The sequence below is a fragment of the Cytobacillus oceanisediminis genome (genome assembly GCF_004366035.1).
Taxonomy (GTDB): Bacteria; Bacillota; Bacilli; order Bacillales; family Cytobacillaceae; genus Cytobacillus; species Cytobacillus oceanisediminis_C.
Map to the genome: position 1 here is coordinate 170,774 of NZ_SOEE01000001.1, position 23,695 is coordinate 194,468.

The 23,695-nt window shown below is 40.3% G+C and carries 21 protein-coding genes and 1 other RNA gene; 7 read left to right on the forward strand and 15 right to left on the reverse strand.

The features are described 5' to 3' along the window. Positions 1-23: 23 nt before the first annotated feature. The 9 genes from DFO72_RS00880 to DFO72_RS00915 all read right to left on the reverse strand — a co-directional run bounded on the left by DFO72_RS00880 (position 24) and on the right by DFO72_RS00915 (position 9,542). Positions 24-1,952, reverse strand: a complete 1,929-nt coding sequence (locus DFO72_RS00880) for an ATP-dependent DNA helicase (protein ID WP_113884604.1) — start codon at positions 1,950-1,952, stop codon at positions 24-26. Positions 1,953-2,160: 208 nt separating this feature from the next. Continuing rightward, positions 2,161-2,328, reverse strand: a complete 168-nt coding sequence (locus DFO72_RS29220; protein WP_166672401.1) for a hypothetical protein — start codon at positions 2,326-2,328, stop codon at positions 2,161-2,163. A gap of 79 nt (positions 2,329-2,407) precedes the next feature. Next, the gene (locus tag DFO72_RS00885) at positions 2,408-3,547 is read right to left on the reverse strand and encodes a THUMP domain-containing class I SAM-dependent RNA methyltransferase (RefSeq protein WP_113884603.1); all 1,140 of its coding nucleotides are present in this window, start codon (positions 3,545-3,547) and stop codon (positions 2,408-2,410) included. A 207-nt stretch (positions 3,548-3,754) separates the two neighbouring features. Next, an RNA gene (rnpB, locus tag DFO72_RS00890) (RNase P RNA component class B) lies at positions 3,755-4,143 on the reverse strand. Positions 4,144-4,224: 81 nt separating this feature from the next. Further along, the gene (gene gpsB / locus DFO72_RS00895) at positions 4,225-4,524 is read right to left on the reverse strand and encodes a cell division regulator GpsB (RefSeq protein WP_113884602.1); all 300 of its coding nucleotides are present in this window, start codon (positions 4,522-4,524) and stop codon (positions 4,225-4,227) included. Between the two features lie 80 nt (positions 4,525-4,604). Further along, positions 4,605-5,174 carry a DUF1273 domain-containing protein gene (locus tag DFO72_RS00900; RefSeq protein ID WP_113884601.1) on the reverse strand — a complete coding sequence of 190 codons (570 nt, stop codon included), beginning with the start codon at positions 5,172-5,174 and terminating at the stop codon, positions 4,605-4,607. Between the two features lie 94 nt (positions 5,175-5,268). Next, the gene (locus DFO72_RS00905; RefSeq protein WP_113884600.1) at positions 5,269-5,664 is read right to left on the reverse strand and encodes a CotD family spore coat protein; all 396 of its coding nucleotides are present in this window, start codon (positions 5,662-5,664) and stop codon (positions 5,269-5,271) included. 328 nt (positions 5,665-5,992) lie between these two features. Further along, positions 5,993-7,252, reverse strand: a complete 1,260-nt coding sequence (locus DFO72_RS00910; RefSeq protein ID WP_113884599.1) for a ribonuclease H-like domain-containing protein — start codon at positions 7,250-7,252, stop codon at positions 5,993-5,995. Next, complete coding sequence (locus DFO72_RS00915) at positions 7,242-9,542, reverse strand: DEAD/DEAH box helicase (RefSeq protein ID WP_113884598.1); 2,301 nt, start codon at positions 9,540-9,542, stop codon at positions 7,242-7,244. Before DFO72_RS00915 ends, DFO72_RS00910 begins: the two co-directional genes overlap by 11 nt. A 219-nt stretch (positions 9,543-9,761) precedes the next feature. On the opposite strand from DFO72_RS00915, the gene DFO72_RS00920 reads away from it, so the two are divergent. From DFO72_RS00920 to DFO72_RS00935, 4 genes are all read left to right on the forward strand, one after another. Then, entirely contained in the window at positions 9,762-10,655 is an 894-nt protein-coding gene (locus tag DFO72_RS00920; protein ID WP_113884597.1) for an ABC transporter permease subunit, read from the forward strand. Between the two features lie 66 nt (positions 10,656-10,721). After that, positions 10,722-11,579: an ABC transporter permease subunit gene (locus DFO72_RS00925; protein ID WP_243856038.1), complete on the forward strand. Its 858-nt coding sequence runs from the start codon at positions 10,722-10,724 to the stop codon at positions 11,577-11,579. 115 nt (positions 11,580-11,694) lie between these two features. After that, positions 11,695-12,387, forward strand: a complete 693-nt coding sequence (locus DFO72_RS00930) for a Crp/Fnr family transcriptional regulator (protein ID WP_113884595.1) — start codon at positions 11,695-11,697, stop codon at positions 12,385-12,387. Between the two features lie 220 nt (positions 12,388-12,607). After that, complete coding sequence (locus DFO72_RS00935; protein WP_113884594.1) at positions 12,608-13,072, forward strand: Hsp20 family protein; 465 nt, start codon at positions 12,608-12,610, stop codon at positions 13,070-13,072. Positions 13,073-13,180: 108 nt separating this feature from the next. On the opposite strand, the gene DFO72_RS00940 is transcribed toward DFO72_RS00935, so the two are convergent. From DFO72_RS00940 to DFO72_RS00950, 3 genes are all read right to left on the reverse strand, one after another. After that, positions 13,181-15,589: an ABC transporter permease subunit gene (locus DFO72_RS00940; RefSeq protein ID WP_113884593.1), complete on the reverse strand. Its 2,409-nt coding sequence runs from the start codon at positions 15,587-15,589 to the stop codon at positions 13,181-13,183. After that, on the reverse strand, positions 15,582-16,445 hold the full coding sequence (locus DFO72_RS00945; RefSeq protein ID WP_113884592.1) for an ABC transporter permease subunit: 864 nt from the start codon (positions 16,443-16,445) through the stop codon (positions 15,582-15,584). Before DFO72_RS00945 ends, DFO72_RS00940 begins: the two co-directional genes overlap by 8 nt. Positions 16,446-16,683: 238 nt before the next feature. Beyond that, positions 16,684-17,256: a YppG family protein gene (locus DFO72_RS00950; RefSeq protein WP_113884591.1), complete on the reverse strand. Its 573-nt coding sequence runs from the start codon at positions 17,254-17,256 to the stop codon at positions 16,684-16,686. Between the two features lie 320 nt (positions 17,257-17,576). Here DFO72_RS00950 and DFO72_RS00955 point away from each other — a divergent pair, with 320 nt between their 5' ends. Then, a complete protein-coding gene (locus DFO72_RS00955; RefSeq protein WP_009332703.1) occupies positions 17,577-17,792 on the forward strand; it encodes a YppF family protein in 216 nt (71 codons plus the stop codon). Positions 17,793-17,817: 25 nt separating this feature from the next. Here DFO72_RS00955 and DFO72_RS00960 read toward each other — a convergent pair whose 3' ends face one another. The 3 genes from DFO72_RS00960 to DFO72_RS00970 form a co-directional block, all read right to left on the reverse strand. Further along, positions 17,818-18,195 (reverse strand): YppE family protein, encoded by a 378-nt coding sequence (locus tag DFO72_RS00960; protein WP_113884589.1) that lies wholly within the window; start codon positions 18,193-18,195, stop codon positions 17,818-17,820. Positions 18,196-18,458: 263 nt separating this feature from the next. After that, complete coding sequence (locus tag DFO72_RS00965; RefSeq protein ID WP_113884588.1) at positions 18,459-18,722, reverse strand: hypothetical protein; 264 nt, start codon at positions 18,720-18,722, stop codon at positions 18,459-18,461. Between the two features lie 393 nt (positions 18,723-19,115). After that, positions 19,116-20,108: a DUF2515 domain-containing protein gene (locus tag DFO72_RS00970; RefSeq protein ID WP_113884587.1), complete on the reverse strand. Its 993-nt coding sequence runs from the start codon at positions 20,106-20,108 to the stop codon at positions 19,116-19,118. A gap of 197 nt (positions 20,109-20,305) precedes the next feature. Here DFO72_RS00970 and recU point away from each other — a divergent pair, with 197 nt between their 5' ends. Further along, positions 20,306-20,917 carry a Holliday junction resolvase RecU gene (gene recU, locus DFO72_RS00975; protein ID WP_113884586.1) on the forward strand — a complete coding sequence of 204 codons (612 nt, stop codon included), beginning with the start codon at positions 20,306-20,308 and terminating at the stop codon, positions 20,915-20,917. Between the two features lie 41 nt (positions 20,918-20,958). After that, positions 20,959-23,661, forward strand: a complete 2,703-nt coding sequence (locus DFO72_RS00980; RefSeq protein ID WP_113884585.1) for a penicillin-binding protein 1A — start codon at positions 20,959-20,961, stop codon at positions 23,659-23,661. Positions 23,662-23,695: the final 34 nt, after the last annotated feature.

Genomic DNA, 23,695 nt, shown 5'->3' on the forward strand with positions numbered 1-23,695 from the left:
CCCGCTTGGAGCACTGCCTTTGTTTAACTTTTTATGGATGGCTCTGCCGGCAGAACTTTTTTTATCGTTTCGCGCACTTCTTGGTTTTCATTTTTATTCATCAGAATGTGAACTGCACCCTTATCTTCATGTGTCCTAATTAATCTCCCAATGCCCTGCCTTAACCGCAGAATCATATATGGCAGATCAACCTCTCTGAAAGGATCAGATGAACCTTCCCTTTTTGCTGTAAAGACCGGATCGTGAGGAGGAAATGGCAAACCAAAAATAAGCACATTTTCCAGAGATCTTCCCGGTATATCTAGACCTTCCCATAAATGGACAGAACAGAGGACTGAATGCTCATCATTTTGGAAATTTGACACGAGGGTACTTATTTCTGCATCCCCTTCAAAAAAGACTGGCACACTCCATTTTCCTGAAGCAAAGGCTTTAAATTCTGCCAATTCAGAAGCGCTATTGAATAATACTAAAGCCCTGCCTTCTGTCAGAATAATTTGTTCAAGAATATATTCCATCTTCGCTGTGGCTGATTCCTCTTCAAATTCCGGCATGCGAATAACCATATTTTCTTCATAGTCGAACGGAGAATCTACGTTAAAAGATAAATAATTATCTACTCCAAGGCTCTTTGCCATATAATCAAAGGATTTATTCTCTGACAATGTTGCTGAAGAGAATACAAACGGCTTCTTCTGGGAAAATACTTCTTCCCGCATAATATCTTCCACCATTCTTGGCATGATGACCAGGGTTCTTTCACCATTCGTTTCTTCAAACCAGGTAATCCCTTTTAAATCCTTTAGGAACAGCGAAAGTGAGTATGCGATTTGCTCAAGATATTCCTCGACAATTTTTAAGTCATATTCATTAATAACGTACATTTCGCTATCAAACACCAATTCTTCCTCAAGTGTATTGATTAAGCTCTGCAGTTTACGGCCTTCTCTCATTACATCAGCAGTTTTTTCAATCGTTTTCTTGTCAGAGCCTGCGTCACCAGAGGCAGACATGGCAAGCGTTAAAAAGAAATGCTCATTCTGGTAAATAGCATCCTCAATTATATTTAACGTTTTTTCACGAACATCATTAGCCATGAGCCTTGTTAAAATGGATTCCAGTATCTGCTCAGTAAAACGATAAGTCAGAGCCTTTTGGGATGCATATTCCAACAAATGGCCTTCATCAAAAACCACACAGGAGCTCTCAGGAAGCAAAGGCAGCTGCCCTTCACGTTTTCTTGATTCCTTTGTCCAGATATGTTCCATATAAAAATCATGCGAACAAATAATCAAATCTTTTGCGCTTCGGTAGTATTCCCTATGGAGGGTTTGACCGCAGCGATGGCGCTTCTCACAAGTAAAACAATCCTGGATTGAATCCCACGAGACATTCTTCCAATGCTCATCCGGCAAATCAGGATAATCTTTCCGGTCACCATATCTCTCAAACTTTTGCATGGAAGAGCCTGTTTGAACAAAATCCGGAAGATCATCAAAAATACGGTTATAATGATCATGAACATCATTCGCTACGAGCTTATCCAGCTTATTTAAGCATAGGTACTGATCACGTGATTTTGCCAGCCTGACATCAATATTCAACCCTAATGCTTTCTCCAGTTTGGCAATATCTCCTTCCTTTTTCACAAGCTGCTCGATTAATGTCTCATCCGCACAGGCGATAATAGCAGGTTTGTTTATGTACCTTGCATAGCTAATTGCATATAAAAGGTAAACAATCGTTTTCCCCGTCCCTACACCAGCCTCAGCAAAAATAACACTTCTGTCTTTAAATGCCTTCTCAAGCTGAAAGGCCATAAATATTTGCTCATCCCGAATTTCAAATCCTGCTTCAGGCAATATATCGTAAAAAACATCTCCGATCCACTCGCTCAGCTTTTCGTAAAAAGATTCGCTCTTGGATACGGCAAAAGGCATTCGGTTAGACATGCTACCCCTCCGTAATTAAAAAGTTAAAGCGCCTTTTTAGCCAGACGCTTTGATTTCAGTTATATCATTATTTCATATTTAGATTGTTAATAATCAAATGAACATCATATAATTTTATCTCAAATACTGCAACTGTCAAGATTTATAAAAAATCAAATATAAAAAAACAGGGGTGCTATTAAAGGCAGCCCCTGCTCAATATTGACGTTTAGTTGACACGTGACATAGAAAATGACAATGCCTGCTGCAATTCGTCCTGTGCATTTTTTAGACTCTCCAGTGCTTCTGCTGATGGATCACCATCTCCCTGTATTGCTTCAAGTGTTCCATTAAGCGCCTGGGAAATTTTATTAAAATCGATGCTGGAATGTTTCATTGCCACCCCTCCTGAAAAAAGAATCAGATAGAAATATTCTATACAGTTTCAGGAGGAATTATGCTTTTGTTTTTAAATACTAATTATTTCTTGGAGATCTTTTGCCCCAGTACTGGTAATAATCTGTGCGAATAAAACCATTGAAGAGCTTGCGTTTTTTAGTTGCTTTTTTTCCAAAGTGAGTTTCAAATTCTTCGTCTGAAGTCAGAATATAAATGGACCACGTGTCAAGGGGGGCCAAAGCCCTCCCCATTTCAGAGTACATTCGCTGTACCGCAGCTTTCTCACCAAGTCTCTCCCCATATGGAGGATTTCCGACAATGACACCATATTCCTTAGCAGTCGTAAAATCGCGCACTTGCATTTGTTTGAAGTTTATTAAATCTCCCAATCCAGCTTCAAAAGCATTTTCTTCAGCTATTTTCACCATCCTGTGATCAATGTCAGCACCTGTGATATCCAGAGGCTGATCATAGTTCGCCAGATCTTCAGCTTCATTTCTTGCATCTTCCCAGACTTTTTCAGGAATCCATGACCATCCTTCTGAAACGAATTCACGATTAAAACCTGGTGCAATATTCTGGCCGATTAACGCTGCTTCTATCGGAATAGTGCCAGATCCACAGAAAGGATCTGCAAATGGCTTATCCGGGTTCCAATTAGTCAGCATAACCAGGGCAGCTGCAAGGGTTTCCTTTAGGGGTGCTTCCCCCTGCCCTGCACGATATCCCCGTTTATGGAGTCCGCTTCCGCTGGCATCTATGGTCAAAAGGGCTACATCTTTATGAAGAGCAACTTCAATTTTAAATAACGGCCCATTTTCTTCGAGCCAGCCAGTCTTATGATACTTTGTTCTCATGCGTTCCACTATTGCTTTCTTGACAATAGCCTGACAATCAGAAACTGAAAAAAGTTTGGACTTCACAGACTTTCCTGAAACAGGAAATTCAGCATTTTCAGGCATATACTTTTCCCAGGGCAGCGATTTAGTTTTCTCAAAAAGCTCATCAAAACTTGTTGCTTTAAATTCTCCCACTTTTATGCGAATTCTGTCTGCAGTTCTCAGCCATAAATTCGACCGGACAATCGCAGCTTCATCGCCTTTAAATGTTATTCTGCCGTTTTCAACTTCACATTCATATCCGAGATCGCGCACTTCTTTGGCAGCGAGTGCTTCAAGCCCCATGGCCGTAGTGGCGATTAAATCGTATTTAGACATATTTTCACCCTAACCTAATTCTTATTTCTTTTATGTATTCCCCTATCTCTGCTTGGCAACAACACATAAAGTATATCTGTTTATATGCTTAGCCGCAACGAAGGCATGTTAGGTTCCTTATTTTGTACCAGCATGCAGCAAAGTAAAAAAGCTCTCCCAAAAAGGAGAGCTTGAATTTATAACACTCATACTGTCTCACTAATAACGTTCTGTAAGCCATGTTTTGTACCGTAGTACTGCAAGCGACAAATGTCTCGTACTCAGGTGGTAATCATCTATCTACAGGCATATGCCTGTCCTTCCCGTTGTTCATTTCCTCAGGGAAAGTGCCCCTACCATCATTTGGGTTTCTCGCTCGCGGGGTTTACCTCGTTCCACCCTTTTCATTTCTGAAAAGGCTACGTCACTGTGGCACTTTCAAGGTATTCATGCCATATCCAGAAGGACTTAGGCATTTTCCCTGCCGTCAGCCCGAGCTAGCTCAGACTGCCCTAGCTTATGAATTCGCTAGGCACGAACACTACAGGCATCTCAGCCTGTGCGAGCATGGACTTTCCTCTACAATATAAAAGATATTGCAGCGATTACCCGAACGCTATTAATGATCACAAAGAATATTATATGTAATCTGTGATGGAATAGCAATGGTTTTAAACAGGAAAAAGTGATAATTCCTGTCAATCATACAATTTACTGCCAAAAACGTGTTTTTCAAGATTTGATAATCTTTTTAGAATATCAAAATTGGTTGTACCTGCAGTTTGTGCTGCGGGTCTTCGTGACGCTTCGTCAACCTGTTTTTTCAATCTCATATTTTCCTGCTGAAGATCTTCAATTTCCTGATGGAACGCTTCATAATCTTTAATGACCAAATCTAAGAACTTATCAACATCTTCAGGCTTATAGCCTCTCATAGCTGTCTTAAACTCTTTTTCCAAAATATCTTTTGCAGTTAATTTAATTTTATCGGATAGCATGATACTCACCTCAGTATATCGCCAATCATAATTAATACTATTTTTCCAGAGATATGTACATTTGTCAATTTATCTGAGCATTATTCAAATATGTCTCTCTGAGAGAATTGTTCTTCTTCTACAATCAATTGTAAATCATAAAAGGTGATTAGTCTAATGTCATATTCATTTTCTTCCTGATATTTTTTTGCGGTTTCATACAAATATTTAGGGCTTCCCTCTTTTTCCAAATCATAAAAAAGAAGCAGCACATCACTTTTGCTTACAAAAAAGTGATTTTTCACCCTGAATTGCTGAGGACTTTCATAAGGTTTTTTTGATACTGAATCAACAAAATCAGCCTGAAGCAGTATGGATTCATACCACTCTTTGTTCACATCCTTCCAGGACGCTTCCTGCTCCAGAAAAGGAGTTATGAATGCAAGCTTCAGGTCTTCGTAACCTTCCTGCTTAAGGTCAGATACAACTTCAGCAGCCCAAAGCTCGGCACCCAGCTGCCCGCTGATGATTACCCATTCGAGCCCATCATCCATCAGCGAAAGCAGGCTTTTTCTTATGGCGGTTTTTATATAGCCAGCTGCCGGGTCATCATTTTTAAAAATCCCTACTTCAAAAGGCTTATACCCTGAAATAACTGCTACTTTTGTCAATTGCAAAAACTCCTTAAAGAAATCTGGCCGGGACTCATTTAAGTTTCCATTTGATATTTATATAAATAAAACAAGGGCATAAAGCCCTTGTTGATTATCTGCCGGAGAAACTCGGCCCTTGTTTTGGACCCATCCCGGTTGATGCTCCTGCTACGCCAGTACCTGGTCCGCCATATCCAGGACCCATTCCCATTCCTGGTCCCATTCCCATTCCTGGTCCCATTCCCATTCCTGGTCCCATTCCTGGGCTATATGCACCTGCCACGCCCGGTCTTGGCCCCATATTAACATTCGATTGTGTCACCTGGTTCACATTTGACTGCGTTTGCGGGAAAGAATGCTGATTCTCATAGTTAATGTGGTTTACATGAGTATGATGTGTAGGATGAATGTGTGGAACCACAATGTTCTGGAACGAATGAGTTACACAGCATTTTGTCGGATGAACAACAGCAGGCATCACCTGCGAAGGTCTTGGTCTGCAATACATGTAAAGATCCCCTTTCTAAATTGTTTTTACATTAACAACCTATGTGAGAAAGAGTAATCTTGTACTAATGAAAATACCTATTTTTTAGGTACTAGCCTTAGAGCATGCTGTAGAAACTGTCTTTTAAATTGGAGAAAACGATTGCTGTAGTGAAAATCACAAGGAAGAATAAAAATAAGATTGCTTTATACATTTTACCAGCCTCACTATATAAAATTCCTAAAAAAGTACCACACAAGTTATAATTTTACCTGTTAGAAGAAGTACATACAACTAGGAAATAGTGGATTTTTTTGTCTGGTATATTAAAATTATGTTACAGGGGAATTTAATTTCGATTAAACTTTCGTTCAAGCCGTACAATCCGCCGATGCAATTCTTCCTGTTTTATTTTTAGCTTTTCTGTTTCGCCACCTGAGTTATCTTTCATCATGTTAGAAGCTTTTTTCGCATACATAATAGCCTGGCCTATATCCTTTAACCGATGCTCATAGATCTTGGCCAGTTCAATGCATGATATTAACTTCATATTCATCAAGCCTTTTTCAGCTATATCCTTCCATAATTTTGCCGCCTCATCCCAGTTTTTATGTTTCTTATGCTCAAAAGCCAGTGCAAACCTGGCATCCAGAGCTTCAGAAGACTCTCCTTCTGATATTTTATTAAAGGCTGTCTTCGCTTGTGAAGATTCTCCCAGTGTTGATAGCCACCTTCCTACTTCATAGACCTCACGGGGAGTCTGTTTTTTATCCAGCTGCATTATTTGGAAAGAAAGGTGTGTATACAGACTGATCAGGGATAAAATATCTATTTCATTATGTTTAATGATTCCCAGCATTCCTTCAGGATTTTTTCTTTCCACAAAATCAAAATAGATCATCGGTGCCAGAAAACCTGGAATATCATCCTTTCTTTCAATCCCTAAAACATCTTTTTCTACTGCAGCAAGTTTTATCCTCTCGAGTTTGTGCTTCCACATTCTCCTTGCTGCATGATACAAATCAAAATGGCCAAATGGAGGAAGTTTTGGGACATGCTCCCTCAGAAGAGTATGCCTCGTTTTTACCTGCGGCCAGTCGAAAGCCTTACCGTTGTATGTCACCATTGTTGAATAATCAATGCTTTCAAGAAAGCTTTTATACAATGGAACCTCGGCTCCAGGATGAGGAAGGATATGCTGCTTCAGCTTTATTTTATTTCCGTGCAGACTGGCTTGGCCAAGCAGGAAAATAGTGTTTCCAGTCCCTCCGCCCAAGCCTGTTGTTTCTGTATCAAAGAAGAAAAGATTTTCCGGCCGATGCCCGGCAGCAGACAGCGGATGCTTGATGTCTGAAGAATTCCAGGCCTCCACCGCCGCTGTAAACTGTCCAAAAGAGTAGATTCCATGCATTTGATCAAGGCTATATTCCTTTTCCCTTACAAGGCAATAGGAGTCTTCAAAATAATATGGATAGACACTTTCGGCTTCCCATACTTCTTTGAATGGCACATTGATATTATTCTTTGACACCTTAGCGGGTGTTGGCTGTTTATCCTTCTCTGTACCGAGATGGCCCTTTAGCCTGTTCAGCTTGTTTTTAATGGACAAATTTATCACCTGCTTGATTAACTCCATTTTTAAAAGAGCCGAGAATCCTGAGTACGTCTTTTTTCCCCGTTTCTGAAGAGGTATCAGTTCCAATGCAGGAAGGACACCCATGCTCACATGAACATCTGCTGACCATTTCCATCGTTTCGTGCATGATATGTTCTATTCCCCCAAAAATTTTCTCGCTTAGCCCTACCCCGCCGGGATACCTGTCATAAAAAAAGATCGTCGGCTTTTCATTATGGGCCGCTTTTACCTGAGGGACAACATGAACATCCTGGGGATCACACATAACAAATAGCGGTACAATATGTTTAAGCGCATGTGCGGTTCCGATTAGTCCCTGCTCAAGCCGGTCTTGCTTATAATTTAAGGATTCCTTGTTAAACGAAAGCCAGGTTGAGCTTGTATGAAGTTCTTCTTCCGGAAGTGTTATTGGACCGGATCCGATATTTTCATGTGTTTCAAACTTAATTTTCTTAAAGATCGTAGCCATTGCCACCACACTTACATCACCAAACCCTACTTCCCCAATGGTAGATGTTCTGAGTTTATCCTGTTCCAGCACCTTCAGCTCAACTGCCAGGTTAGCATCTGTAAAATAGTCTACGTCCACTTCGCGGACAAAGGCTTTTTTCTCTTCCCAATCAAGCATCTCCACCTGAAACTGGGTTCCCTGGTGGAGATAGATTGCTTCTTCATGCAGAAGAGTCATAGCTGAAAAGCGGTCCATTTCGCCAATAACTTTCACATTCGCGGTATCTGATTGATCGATTATAACGACATTTTCCTGTGATGCTGAACGGAGGCTGATGTTGTGGGCAGGAAATGAGTCTTTCATCCAATAAAATTTATCTCCATTTTGATGCAGGACCCTTTCTTCTGCCAGGTATTCCAATACCTCTTCAGTTTCAAAGGTGCCAAAACGCTCCCCGGCATTAAAAGGAAGCTCATAGGCTGCACACTTGATATGATCCACCAGAATAATAAGATTATCTGGATTAATTCTGGCTGTTTCAGGACTTTTATTAAAAAAGTAGTCAAGGTTTTGAATAACATATTGGTCGAGCGGACTGGAGCTTGCCACCATGATGACAAGCGATTCACCATGCCTTCTGCCTGCACGTCCAGCCTGCTGCCATGAGCTGGCAATTGTACCAGGGTATCCGGTCATGATACAAACCTGCAGCTGTCCGATGTCCACTCCGAGCTCAAGCGCATTTGTGCTGACAACTCCATAAATCTCCCCTGAACGAAGTCCTTTTTCAATTTCCCGCCTCTGGGTTGGCAGATAACCGCCTCTATAACCCCGAATGGCTTTAGGTCCCAATTTATGCTTTACAAGCTCCTGGAGGTAGGTCAGCAGAATCTCGACTCTGACTCTGCTTCTTGCAAACACAATGGTCTGGATTTTATTTTTCAGAAGTTCACCTGCGAGTTTTCTCGCTTCTAGAGTAGCGCTTCTTCTAATATTCAGCGGTTTATTGACAATAGGTGGATTGTAAAATACAAAATGTTTTTTCCCGCTCGGGGCTCCATTATTATCTACGAGTTTCATCGGCTTTTCTGTAAGCTTTTCTGCGAGCTCCAATGGATTTGCAATTGTTGCAGAAGTACATATAAAAATGGGGTCACTCCCGTAAAAACGGCAAATGCGTCTAAGGCGGCGTATGACATTGGCTACATGGCTTCCAAATACCCCTCTGTAAATATGAAGTTCATCTATGACCACATACTTCAAATTTTCAAACAAAGACACCCATTTTGTATGATGGGGCAATATTGCAGAATGAAGCATATCCGGGTTTGTTATAACCACATGCCCAGCCCTGCGTACCTTTTGCCGAATGTTTGCTGGTGTATCCCCATCGTATGTATAGGAATTGATATCCAATCCCGACTCCTGGATGATTTCATTGATTTCGCTTTTTTGGTCCTGAGCCAAGGCTTTTGTCGGAAACATATAAAGCGCCCTTGCATCTGGATCATTGACAATCGTCTGCAGGACTGGAAGGTTGTAGCAAAGTGTTTTTCCAGAGGCTGTTGGAGTAACTGCTACAAGACTGTCCCCATTCATGGCTGTCCGATAGGATGTTTTTTGATGTGTATAAAGCCTTGTAATGCCCCTCTTTTGAAATGCCTCTATTAAAGATGGATGTATGTCTTCCGGAAGGCCGGCAGTCTTAGCCTCTTTTTCTTCTATTGTATGCCAATGGACAATATTATCTTTATATTTCTGTTCAGATATAAGTTCTTTCATGATTTCAGGCAGATTTTTGCGCACTTTCATCTATTTCACCTCATACACCTATTCTAGCGAATAAACGTTCGTTCTAACAGAGCAAACTCTTAAATCTCATTAACTTTTTATGGAAATATTCTATTAAACTTTAAGATCCTTCGACCGCAATTCCACTTAACCAGACTTCATGGGAAAAATTGACTGAAAGTTCTAAATATAGGACAATATTATATATATTTTTCATTTATTATAAAAAGAGGTGAAGCCATGCTGCACAGCATTTTAAAATCTGCAGCAGTGTTTTTGTTAATTCTAGTCGGATTTGTCCTGATTCTTCTTCTTCCCCGGGAACAGAAAATAACTGTTTTTTCGGCGTTTCATGTTGAAGCTGATTATCCCTTTAGCTTTGAATTATATAAAAAGAGAATACGAGATTTCACTAATTATATATTAACTGAAAAAGGTTTGGGTGATGCAAGGAGCGGACGCACAGTCAGGGAGGAATCAGCGATATTTGTTTTGCGCAGCATTAAGATAATTTTACCAGCCTTCATGGTAAGTATGCTGCTCGGCACACTGATGGGTGCACTCCAATTTTACAGGAGAAAAAAGTTTACCGGGAAGCTGCAGAACTTTCTTTCCTGGCTGTTCTCTTCCATACCAGATTTTTTTCTTTTTATTGCCATTCAATATCTTCTGATTCTGTTGATGCAGCAAGGGCTTCCGCACTTTAAACTATATGGGCATGAAAATTGGTATAGCTTTTTACTGCCTCTCTTGTCTTTATCCGTGTTTCCATTTCTTCACATGTCTCGTTTTACCTCGGCTGCACTTGAAAATGAAATGGGCGAAGAGTATGTGCGCACAACCTATGCAAAAGGGCTTGGAGACCTTAAAGCACTCCTGCATATGCTCTGGAATTGCTGGTCCCCCATTTTGAATCAGGCGCAGCTGGTGATGCTCTATATCTTATCCAGTCTGCCAATTATTGAAAAGCTGGCTGGCTATAATGGGGCAGGCAAAGAGCTTCTATTCAGCATTACATCTAATGATGAAATTAAGGCACTGTCCCTGATGCTCCCTTTCCTCTTTATCATGTTTATCACTATTATCCTTTCACAGATAGCAAAATTCTGGCTGATGCCAAAAGGAAGGCCGTGATGGAGTATGCGCTTTTTTATATGGTTTAGGAGACATGCCTTATTCTGCACAGGAACATTTTTTCTAATGATATTATTGGCAATAACGTTTGCCGGACCTTATCTACCTTTTGTAGACCGCGAGTTATCAAAGATTACTTACATCCTTAATGAGGATAAAAGGCCCGTTATACCGCCTTATCCGCCATCAGAGGATTACATATTCGGCACTGACAAAAGCGGAAGGGATTTACTCAGCCTGATTATATTGGGAGCAAAAGAAACCATTATGCTGGTCGCCTGTATAACTGTCCTGCGATATGCACTAGCCATTCCGCTCTCCTTTCTTGCGCACAAAAAATGGATGGGTACTCACCTCTTCCTTAAATGGCTTAATGGAATGCTGTCATATATTCCAACCCTCATCATTGTCATGCTTTTTTCCATGCTTCCGCCATTTTTGTTAACTGAACACCGTCCCATATTCCTGCTCCTAATTATAAGTCTGGCAGAAATGCCTCGTGCTGCAGAAATGGTAAAGCTGGAATTTGATCAGATTTCTTCTAAGGAATATATATATGGAGGGATTGCTGCCGGAGCCTCACCTTACAGGCTTTTCAGAACATACTATCTGCCTTTTCTATTTAGTAAGCTTCTTGTATATATGGTTACAGACCTTGGAAAAGTCATGTTTTTACTTGGTCAATTAGGGTTTGTCGGCATTTTTATTTCCCAGGGTTTGGTTCAATCCATGGGAGGAGATTGGCAATTGGTCAATAATTCGATTTCTTGGCCTATGATGCTAATGAAAGCCTTTGAGGATATAAGAGGCCCAATTTGGATTCCATTCTTTCCAGCATTCGCAATGACCTGCGCCATCTTAACTTTTAATATATTCGCTCAGGGATTAAAGACATTTTTCACCAAGAAGGTCCGATATATTTAGCTGTTCCAGCCCGCCTCTTTAAGTGCCTGATTTCAAAATAAGCTTTTCTTAATCTAAACGTTATGAATGTTTTTTGTTACAATAAGCTTAATAGGACAGACGCAAGAGGTGGATTATGAGAGCAGAAGAAATTAAGGGAGTTCTTTGCCAGTTCTCTCTTTTTAAAGAACTGAACAATGAAGAGCTGGATAAAGTGGTAGAGATATCAATTTCACGGGAATGGAAAAAAGGAAGTCATGTCTTTCTTCAGGACGACCCGCTGGATAATGTTTATTTCATTAACAACGGCAGAGTTAAGATATACAGAAGTGATATTAATGGTAAAGAGCAGATTGTTGCCATCTTAACAAAAGGCGAGATGTTCCCTCATGTAGGATTTTTCAGAAAAGGGGGGTATCCGGCTTTTTCGGAGGTGCTTGAAAATGCTCAGCTCGTCGTTGTGCCAATTTCGCAATTTGAAAAGGTACTAATTGAGAATCCCGAGCTATGCATTAAGGTGTTTAAAGTTCTGGGCGAGAAGATTGTCGATCTGCAGGAACGGCTGGAAGCGCAAATTTTAAACAATACTTATGAACAAATTATCAAATTGCTTGTCCGTCTAGCCAAAATGCATGGAAAAACGCTTGAAAACGGCAGCTTTCTTTTAAAAGGGGACTTCACCAATAAAGACCTTGCCAATATGATTGGCACTACAAGGGAAACAGTCAGCAGGACTTTAACAAAAATGAAAAAAGAAAAGTTAATTGAAACAGATCAGGATGGACATTTAATCATAAACCCTGATCAGCTCTTAGAGACAATCTTTTAAAAACCGCCTATGCGGTTTTTTCTTTGTCTAGCTCCAGCGCCTGTTCCCTCGATGTGTCGGTCGTGAGCACCAAGGAAAGCTTCCTTGCAGGTTTTTCACAGGAACAAGTCCCGAAGGAGCTTCTGTTTTCTGTGACCTTATTTGCTCAAAAGGAACATCCACCCAATGGGCAGCATAGGATATGTTGAAAAATCCTGTTTGAGAGGGGATGGATGTATATATGGAGGATCCAAAGAAAAAAAACCGAAATGAGCCTTTTGGTGATTTAATGAAATCGATGAATCAGCTTTTTCATGAAAAACCCGTTAGAGGATTTCTGCAGACCATGGATGATTTCTTTAAGAATCCCTTCCCAATTTCTTCTTCCTTTCATGTCGATGTTGCGGAAACCGAAAAAGAACATATCATTAGTGCAGAACTTCCAGGAATAAATAGAGAGCAAATACAAATTGACATCCTGGACAATTATATAACCATTTCTGTCAAGTCCTCTGAGATAGTGACAGAAGAGGATGAGAAAAATAAAATTTTTGGAAGACAGCAAAGCATGCAGCGTTCCAGCCGGACCGTTCCTCTTCCCCAGCCAGTTAATGAAAAGAAAGTAAAGGCAGTTTACCAAAATGGCCTTCTGCAAATCACAGTGCCAAAGCAGCAGGGAAAAAGAATCGTAATCGATGAAAGCTGATCCTGCCTGCAAGCCGGGGAAAATTAACTCACTAATACGGTCTGGTTAAACAAAAACAAGCAGTATCAATGGCTGCTTGTTTTTGTTTGAATGAAAACAAGGTGCTTATTAGCTGTTTAGTTTAGATGTATCAATCCAATTATTGAAATAGCCGGTCGGAACACTGAAGTAATCTTTTGTGTAGGATATAAACTCCTTGGTATCGACCTCTTTATAACGGAAATTTTGATAATAATCTGACAGGAACTGCATCCCCACTTCTTTAGGGGATTCCCCTTTTAGGGTATATTTTTCCTGAATCATCTTTAAAATCTCCAGAGCAGGCTGCCCATAGATATAGCCTGAATGTTTTACCTCATTAACCGGCACATTTGAATAATGCCTGCCAAGGCCAGCTTCTTCAATCGCCTCCATTCGAAAATGGGAAAGGCCAAATGCCTGTCTTTCAGCCTGATTTTGACCTGCATAGAAATACATAGAGGTGGCAAATTCAGTAATTCCTTCATCAATCCACGCATTATTGTAAGGGTCATTTGCCACTACTCCATAAAAATACTGATGAGCAATTTCATGAACAATAGATATATCATAAAACCTCTTATCATCACCATAAGGATTAATCGTTACAATACCGGGGTATTCCATAAATTGTCCATCATCCAAAACGATGTCAAGCTGCTCATGCGGGTAGTCTCCAATATGATCCTGATAGAATGTTAATGCATTTTTGGCCAGTGTCAATGAAGCTTCAGGGTCTTTGTCATGATTGCTTTTTGAGAATAATCTGATCTTCACGCCGTCTCTGGCTTCCGTTTCATGAACTTCCATATCCTTCATGACAGCAATGAAGAAGTCCCTGACCTTCTTGGCTTTAATATTCCCTTCATTCTTCCCTTCTGCAGGATCTTTGTCAGCTGTAGAAGCCAAGGTATATCCTTTCGGAAGCTTATAGGAAACTTTGAAATTTGAGAAGCCTGTATGAAATGTTTCCAGTCCTTCCATATAAGGCTCTTTATTCCATTTGCCTTTTTGATAAACTGCAGCCATAGGGTACCATTGAGCAAGATAATAGTTTGTGTCTACTTTTGAAAAACGGCTGCCTTTGTCAGGGACTGTAAATCCATATTCGATCTTTACATTATGTCTGCTTTTATCTTTCATTTCAGGTTTTAACTTTATGGTTAACGTATCACCCTTTAGCTTAAAGGACGCTTTTTGCCCGTTCACTGTCACCTTCCCGATAACTGCCTCAGATGTGCCCTCGACGGAATCAAATGTATGTCCCTCTGCAAAAACGTTTGGAATGAAATAAAATACAAGCTCTTCCCATTCTTTATTTGATTGGTTTTTTACTTGGATATTAGCATTGGCAGTGAAATAGCCATCGCCATTCATTTTCAGATCAATGTTGTAATCCGCGCGGCTGCCGCTTTTAACGCCAATATTGGCATCTTTTGCTGCAATTACATAGATTCCAGCACCAGCAAAAGCAATAACTAATGCAGAAAAGGCTGCTTTTTGGGCAGAAAATGACCAAAATTTCTTTTTTCGGCCATATTGTTTTCTGGAAGGCTGAATAAATGGTTCATGCCCTGTCCTGATCCATGGTGTACGCTGATAATTTGACTGAAATCGATTCTTCAATCCATTTGCCAGCAGGCTGAAGGATACTGTTGTATATAAAAGGACCGCAAGTGGCGCAACTAATATATGAGTGTTCCCATAGATATTCAATCTTGCCTGCCCAACAAGACCTGAGAGCTCTTTTGTTGCTGATAGGTATATGATGGGGTCAAATCTCATAATGGTTCCGCCGACAAAAATATTCAAAAGCGCCAGCTGGCCCATAAGAGCGATCACATACACAATTTCAAGTATAAACATAACAAGGAAAGTTTCCTTTAACTGAGGGAATATATGCTTCCAAATCACACGGTGTTTTCCAGCTCCCAGGGCTTTGGCCGCTTCAACATAAACGGACTTATATAATTCAGCGGTTTTAAGCCTTACAGATGACACGATGCTAGGAATACTGATGATTGACGCAATAACTATAAAGTAGGCTATTAATACATTTTGCTTAAGGCTGCTGTTGAAGCTTATTGGCGCCAGAAAAAAATACAGGATCAGAAACAGCGGAACATAGCTCCATGCATTTTCAAAAGCAATCAGCCAGCCTGGTGTCCGTTTCAATGTGCCAGCATACAAACCGATGATTGCTCCGAAAGCCATTTTAATCATCGTAACAGCAGCTGCAATAAAAACAGTGTACCTTAATCCATTTAAAATCATGGAAAAAAGGTCGTAGCCCCATTTGTCTGTACCCAGCGGATAGGAGGTTGATTCAAAGGGCTCCAATGGAGGGGCCAAAACCTTCCCGTTTGTATATTGTGTTTCCAGTGCTGAAGTCAATGAATGCGGTGCAAGATAAGGCCCAAATATGCTGAAAAAAAGCAAGCCTGCAACCATAAGAATTCCGATAATCAAGGAGTAATTTATTTTTAGCAGCTTATTCATAGATAAAACCCCGTTTAAACAGATAGAATATGAGTCTGTTAGAAATATAGACAATTAGAGAAATCAAAAGCATGGCAAACAAGCCAATTGCGATCGGCTGGACCTCAGTGCTCTGAAAAATAAATTTTGTTATACCGGAGACATTCATAATATGTTCAATAATGAAGAGATTGCCAATAGCCAGGGAAATCACTTTGATTAGCTCAGATTTAATAAATGGCTCCAAATTTTTAAATACATGCTGAAAATTTATGTAATTCAAGCTCATTCCTTTAGCAACTGCAGTCTTAATATAGTCCTCCCCGCTTGTTTGATAATATTTTACCGAAACAAGCTTAAATAGATATAGAGTTGGAGCTAAGCTTGCGAGCACTGTTGGAAACCAGATGTTAAGTGCTCCACCATCCGGCCTTAGTGAAATCACTCGGATTCCCGTCATTTTATATATTTTAACGGCGAGAATCATAGACATTACAATGATAATAAAATCGGGAATGGACGCAAGGATATTCAAGAATGCCCCAAAAAGCTTAGTAAGCTTGAAACGGCTGATAAATAACCCGAAAATAAGACTTATAACTAAGGAAGCATTCACAGCAATCAATACAATTAGCAGACTGGTAGTAAAGTTATCAGCAATATCCCCGGCTATAGGACGAGTTTGCCGGCCGAGCTGATAGGTACCCAGGCTGCCTCCGCTTAATTCTTTAATAAAATCTCCATAAATCTGCGGTAAACTTTCAAAGCTCCAATCAAGACTCCCGCTTGATGGATCAACAGAAATAATTTTTGGCACTGCCGCAAGAAGCAAAATTAATATAAATATGATAAATATTTGCTGAAGAGCACGAACCATACAAATCCCCCTTTAATGACCATGAGTCATTTTTCTATTTTTTCACTTTTATCTAAATTTTGTCAATCGTACGTTTAAATTTTCCTGGATAATAATGCCTATACAAAGGGAGTCGCCAAAAAATAGACTGGCTATTTTATTTTCGAATATATTTAATTTTTTTTCAAGTCTGATTTTTAAAAACGTTTCATGCCATTAAAATAAGAGACAAAAAAAAGGCCTATTCGGCCATGAGCAATTAAGCTTTAAATATTCCGCCAATCCCTTTTACCATTGATGACACTTGCGTTACAGCTGACATCATCTGACCTGCGGTGTCCACCATTTTATTAAGATCGAACGAACCATCCTGGGCTTTAAAGGAATTCATAATGCTTTGCACTCCGGAAGGCTGTTTAGGAATGAATGATTGTTTAGGATACGGATTCATATACGGCATCTGCTGCGCCGCGGAGTTGCTGGCCTGAGTTCCGTAATAATCTTCAGATTCTAATGGATTTTGAAAAACACCAGCATTTTTCGAACCGGTCTTTGCGTAATATCCTTGGTCATAGTTATGCTGCGGATAAGGATGTGGTGAATAATTTTGCTGCTGCAATCCTGTCATCTGAGGCGGCTGATGATACCCCATATTATAAGGCAAATAATAAGGGCTGTACTGTCCGGCAGAATTAGTATAATTCTGCATTGGCTGCTGCCTCATATAAAATTGGCCATTCGCCCCCATATAAAATGGATCCATGTATATACTTTGATTTAAATGGCCGTATGGCTGCAGATGGCTCGCTCTATTCATTAATCGGCCAAACATGGGCAAACATCCTCCCCATTCAAAAAATATAAGTATATTAGCAATAATTCCAGGCAAGAGCCTTCTAATTATCACCAATATAATATATGAAAGATTTGCCCAGAATGTGAAAGAATCAATTAATTTTAAAAATGGAAGCGGTTTCCGTTTTTGTCTAACTATGAAGAATGGTGTCGGAAGTTTGATTTTTTTAAAAACGATGAAAAACAGATTTTCATGTTAGGATATAAAAAACAAAACAGTTTCTTGTCCCCCTTTTCATTTACCGGGCTGCGGGGAAAGAATTTCTCCGCGAATCTATATTCAGAGGAGGCAATATCATGAATGTTCACGAACTAAAAATGAAGTTTCATCAGCTGAGGGAGTATACTCCTGAAAATGTTAATGAATTATTGGATTTTGCTAAAAAGGCTTATATCCATAATGAAATTTCCAGTACAGATTATCGAAATCTCGTTCGTGAGCTTGAAGCTCAAGGAGCGGCCGTTCCTGAAAGCTACAAAGATAACACCCTCCAGGATTCAGTAAATGCATAAGAATTTTTTAAAAAAGGGACCCTATTCAGGTTCCCTTTTTTTCTTCACCTACTAATTTTATCAATTGCTTTAGGACATACACGGCGGAATTAACATAATTAATGAATCTGGTTTTGCTTGTTTCAGGGAAAAATGCCTGAATGGAAACCATTTCAATATGTTCAGCAGCAGATTCAATCTGATGAGGATAAAGATTTCGGGGTTTATGAATGCCAATCCACTCAAGGGCTTCTTCTTTCCATTTATCATTTATGGATTTAACATCATCAGCAAAAGGTTTAACTTCATTATAAAAATCACCCTTTTCACCTGATTCCTTAACCTTTTTAAACCTGCTGTCTGAGATTTCCACCCATTCAAGCAGCTGTTCTGTCATTTGCAGCAGGGAATTTTCATGAACCATTCAACATCAACTCCAATTAGAAAAGCGGAAGGCGCCCGCTTAATGAAGGCACGCAGACTAAAAACGCCACGTCCTGTGGGCCTCAAGCATAAGACGAGCCGGCGGAAAGGTTGTTCTTTAACCTTTTGGACGGATTGGCTTAGACCCGAGAGCCGATGGCGCCTGGAGCTAGACAGTTATCTAACTTCAGATTATACGCTTTATTTAAAATAAAAGTAGCTAGTCAACATTAGCTACTGAAGGATACTGCTATTCTATGCCACTTAGAAGCCAAGTTCAAGCTTCATTCCCGCTGACCTTTTTGCGTCTTCTATATTGTCTGCCTCAGACTTGATTACCGTCATATCCTCTTCAATCGCTTCCAGCCTGCTCTCGCAAACCTCCAGTTTTTCTGACTGTTCATAATACCAATCCTGGCGAAGTCCCGACAAATTAGACTCCAGTACATTTTCAAGCTCTTCCAGCTGATCATATATTTCTGTAAGCATGGCCAGCAATTCATCTTTTTCTACCATTTTTCCCTGCATACAAAAAACCTCCCGATTTTTTTTCTTGCTTCCTGCAATAAATACGACGAAGGATACAGTGAAAATTTTGCTTTGTGCCTACATAATTCTATTTCGCTTGTAGGTTTCCTCCATGCATGACAAAACTAGAAGTGTTTCGTCAAAGAAAGTACTTATTTGCATGGGAACAACATGGTTTCGACAGCCCCTGGAAGAATGAAAATAGCGTCATTGAACAAACTAATTAACGGAGGTGTAGAGTAATGGCAAAAAAAGAAAAACAAAATAAAGCACAGCCAAAAAAGCTGGAAGAAACAAAAACAGGCTATGGCAATAAGAAGCTTGAAGGTCCTGACCGCCCTTCAACTTAAAATGTAAAAAGCAAGGGGCTCCTTGCTTTTTTTCACTGTTTTGCTAACAAAGCAAGCGAATTAACTTTCCCAGCTTCGCAGCAGTATTAAGCTGTTTCTGCTTATGCAAATACCATGTTGTAATATGGACAGGGTGTTTTAGGACAATAGATTCTGATGCCCATTTACTCTTAATGCGTTTTTTTGAAGACCAATCATTAAAATGATGAATGTGATGTGTGATTATCGGGTATGTACAGCGTAAGAAAGGGGTCGTTCTCCGTTGTCTTCCCTTAAAGTATTTCTCATAATCATGCCTTGAACCAGTATGAATTGTGCCTGAAGCAAATTCATACACGTCCCCATAATAGCTGGTGTCAAATAAGATTTCTGCCAGCCGTTTTCCAAGATCAATTCTTTTGGACACCGAGCGGAAACCATTTACACTTGCCCCGTATAATTCCCCTTTACAAGTAGGGAAGATTACAGAACTAAAATGAAGATAGTCCTGAAAGGAAAAAAGCAATGTCTGAAAAACTTTATTCTTATAAATTTCATGTTCCATTACAGGTTCTTGGATAACATTTTGTTCATTAATAATCAGGGAAATCATTAACCTCTTTTCATTTCTATTTTTCCAGAAAGAATACCATTCCTGTTCCATAAATGCTGATACACGAAAAATCTTTAATAAATGAAACATTGGCCTATTTATTTTCGTCGAATAATGATAGAGGAGCAATTGTGGAAATGCATCCTGAAAAATCAGCCAATTGGCCCTTTCATATGTAATATAAAGCATGTCCCGTAATTTCTTTCCTATCAATTTAGGAAAACAGCTTCCTTCAAGATCACACATATTCCAGCCGGCATTTCGAGACACCATGGAGGCAAGAAACGCCCAGCGTATCTCAGGATGCTTTTTATAAAACCGGAAATATGCTTCCGTTCTTGAAATATTGTCCAGGTTATATTTTGCTGTCATCTTCATAATATGATTCATTATTGCCTGTTCCTTTTTCTCATGGCTGTTCAAGAATTTCCCAGGAAGAAACATCGCATTTCACCTCAGAAAATGAATGGTCTGTTTTTGGCCAGCAGGCAGACACGCCAAATGACTCTGTAAAACGAATAAAACCGGAAAGTATCGCTCGAATGAAGTTACCTATATACTTTGTTATTTAGAACTTTTTATTCAACCAAATCATGCTTACTTTTGTTATTATAGGGAGTAGTTTAAAACGAGGTGAATGCATGAATTTCCATTATCCTAATGGCAGGAGATATACTCCACCTGCTAATAGCGCCAAAAAATTAACACCAGAGAAGAAATGGACCTACAGCAATCGCGGAATGACACTGGAGGAAGATATAAACGAAACCAATGAATTCTATCTGGAACATGGAATAGCCACTATTCATAAAAAGCCAACGCCTGTTCAAATCGTCCAGGTCGATTATCCAAAGAGAAGTGCGGCCGTTATTAAAGAAGCATATTTCAAACAAGCATCAACAACCGATTATAATGGTGTGTATAAAGGGAGATATATTGATTTTGAAGCAAAAGAAACTCAGAATACTACCTCCTTCCCTCTAAAGAATTTTCATGAACACCAGGTGAAGCACATGGAGAAGGTATTAGCCCAGCAAGGGATATGTTTTGTTCTTCTCCGCTTTTCTGCCACCGAAGAAGTTTTTCTTTTTGAGGCACATTATTTGCTCTCATACTGGGAGAGAATGAAGGCCGGGGGAAGAAAATCAATTACCAAGGGGGAAATCGAAATGCATGGCCACCACATTCCGCTTGGATTTCAGCCCAGAATTGACTATATTAAGATAATAGATTATCTTTATACCCTTAAATAAGTTTTTTACAGTTCCATTGTCAAGAAAGGATGAACATAGATATGACTGAAAAATATCAATCAAGAGAGGAGCGCCGCAAACAGCAATCCAAGCCTAAAAAGAAGGGCAGAAAAAAAGGCACAGGCACTTTTAAACGTATTTTCCTTATTTTAATTGCCCTCGGAATTGCTGGAATGCTTATAGGAGCAGGCGCTTTTGCTTTTATGGTGAAAGACGCGCCAAAACTTGATGAAAAATTGCTGAAGGATCCAATTTCTTCACAGATTTACGATATGGAGGGCGAATTCATTACAGATGTAGGCTCCGAAAACCGTGATTATGTCGCCTATGAAGACATACCCAAACTAGTGGAAGATGCTTTTTTGGCAACTGAGGATGTTCGCTTTTACAAACATAATGGCATGGACTTAATACGATTAGGCGGTGCAGTAATAGCCAACGTAACTCGCGGATTTGGTTCTGAAGGGGCGAGTACGATTACCCAGCAGGTGGTAAAGAACTCCTTCTTAAATAATGAAAAAACGCTAAGCAGAAAGGCCCAGGAAGCCTGGCTCGCATTCCAGCTTGAACGCAAGTATACAAAACAGGAAATCTTTGAGATGTATGTGAACAAGATTTACATGTCAGAGGGGCATGGAGTTTTAACGGCATCGAAAATCTTTTTCGATAAAGAACTGGATGAGCTGGAGCTGCATGAAGCCGCCCTTTTAGCCGGCATGCCGCAAAGTCCGAACAATTATAATCCTTTTGATCATCCTGACAAGGCAGAGAAAAGAAGAAATATTGTCCTTTCACTGATGAATCAGCATGGTTTCATTACAAAAGAACAAATGGAAGCGGCCCAAAAAGTTCCTGTGGAATCTACACTTGTGGCTGAAGAGAAAAGAGAAACAAACGAATCAAAATATGATTCTTTCATCGATGTTGTCTTGGATGAAGTAGAGAAGAAATACCCGGATCTTAACCCATATTCTGATGGACTAAAAATTTATACGACCCTGGATCCGGATGCACAGAAGCACGTAGAAGACATCTTAAACACTGATGCAGCGGTAGCGTATCCAGATGACGAATTCCAGGCAGGAATCACTCTGCTGGATACAAAAACTGGCGAAATAAGAGCAATTGGCGGCGGTCGCAACCAGGAAGTAAAACGCGGCTTTAACTATGCTGTAGATCAAAAAAGACATGCTGGTTCAACTTTTAAACCAATTGTCGATTATGGACCAGCAATCGAGTATCTTAAATGGGGAACCTACCATACTATTGTTGATGAACCCCACACATACTCCGGAGGAACAAAAATCAATAACTGGGACGGAAAACATATGGGCCCTATGTCCATGCGTGAAGCCCTCGCCCGTTCACGTAATATCCCGGCCCTGAAAACACTTCAGGAAGTAGGAACTGATAAAGCTTTGGAATTTACCAATAAATTAGGCATCCCAATGGAAGAAATGTATGAGTCGTATTCTATCGGCGCATATGAGGTTTCCTCTCTGCAGGTAGCCGGCGCATACAGTGCATTTGGAAATAATGGCTTTTACACTGAGCCTCATGCCATCAAGCAAATTGAAATGCGTGACGGCACGAAGCTTGACTTGAAACCAGAGTCTGAAGTAGTGATGAAAGATTATACAGCATTTATGATTAGTGACATGCTGAAAAGTGTAGTCAAATCTTCATATGGAACTGGCCGACAGGCAGATGTTCAAGGATTGCCTGTAGCAGGAAAAACAGGAACTACAAACTACACTGATGAACAGGAACAGGAATGGGGAATTCCTGGTGGTGCTGTGCCTGATGCATGGTTTGCAGGTTATACGACGAACTATACAGCAGCTGTCTGGACCGGTTATCAGGATAGAAAGAACTATATCCCTGCAGGCGATGAGCAAAAAATTGCGCAAAGACTATTCAGCAGCCTAATGGCACATGTTTCAGAAGGAAAAGAAACTGAAGACTTCAAGGTCCCTAACTCTGTGGAGGAGGTTGCCATTGAAAAAGGAAGCAACCCTGCCAAACGGGCAAGCCAATATACACCTAAAGACCAAATCATTTATGAGTATGCTGTAAAAGGTAATGCTCCGACACAGGTGTCTGAGAAGTTTGATAAACTCGACTCCCCTTCTGGCCTGTCAGCGAACTTTGACCAGGAGACAAATGAAATTACATTATCATGGGAATATCCAGAAGATGCAAAAGGCACCCAATTTGAAGTCACTGTATCCGTAAATGAAGGCGGAGATCAGCAGCTTAGCGTCACTTCTGAAAAAGGCTTAAAAATTGCCAACCCTCAGCCAGGAGCTGTTTATACCTTTAAAGTAACAGCATTTAATGGTGATCAGCAAAGTGATCCTGCTTCTGTAAAAGTAGAAATCCCTGATCCAAGCGTCATCGAAGAAGATGAAACTGAAGGTGACGGACAAGATGGAACTGGCGGAGAAGAACAGGAAGGTCAAGAAGGACAAAATGGTGAAGACGGCCAGGACGGAAACCAAGATGGCGACGGTTCTGGAAATGGTGAAGGTGAAGGTGAAGGTGAAGGTTCCGGAGACGGCACCGGAAATGGTGAAGGAGCCGGAAACGGTGAAGGTAATGGTGAAGGTTCCGGTGATGGCGATACCGGTACCGGAGAAGGAAATGGAACAGGTACTGGAGATACTGGAGATACTGGAGGTACTGGAGGCACTGGCAGTGGCACTCCAGGCTCGAGCGGTTCCGGAAATGAATCTGGCACATAACTAAATAGAAATGAAGAGCTGGCTCAGGGTTGAG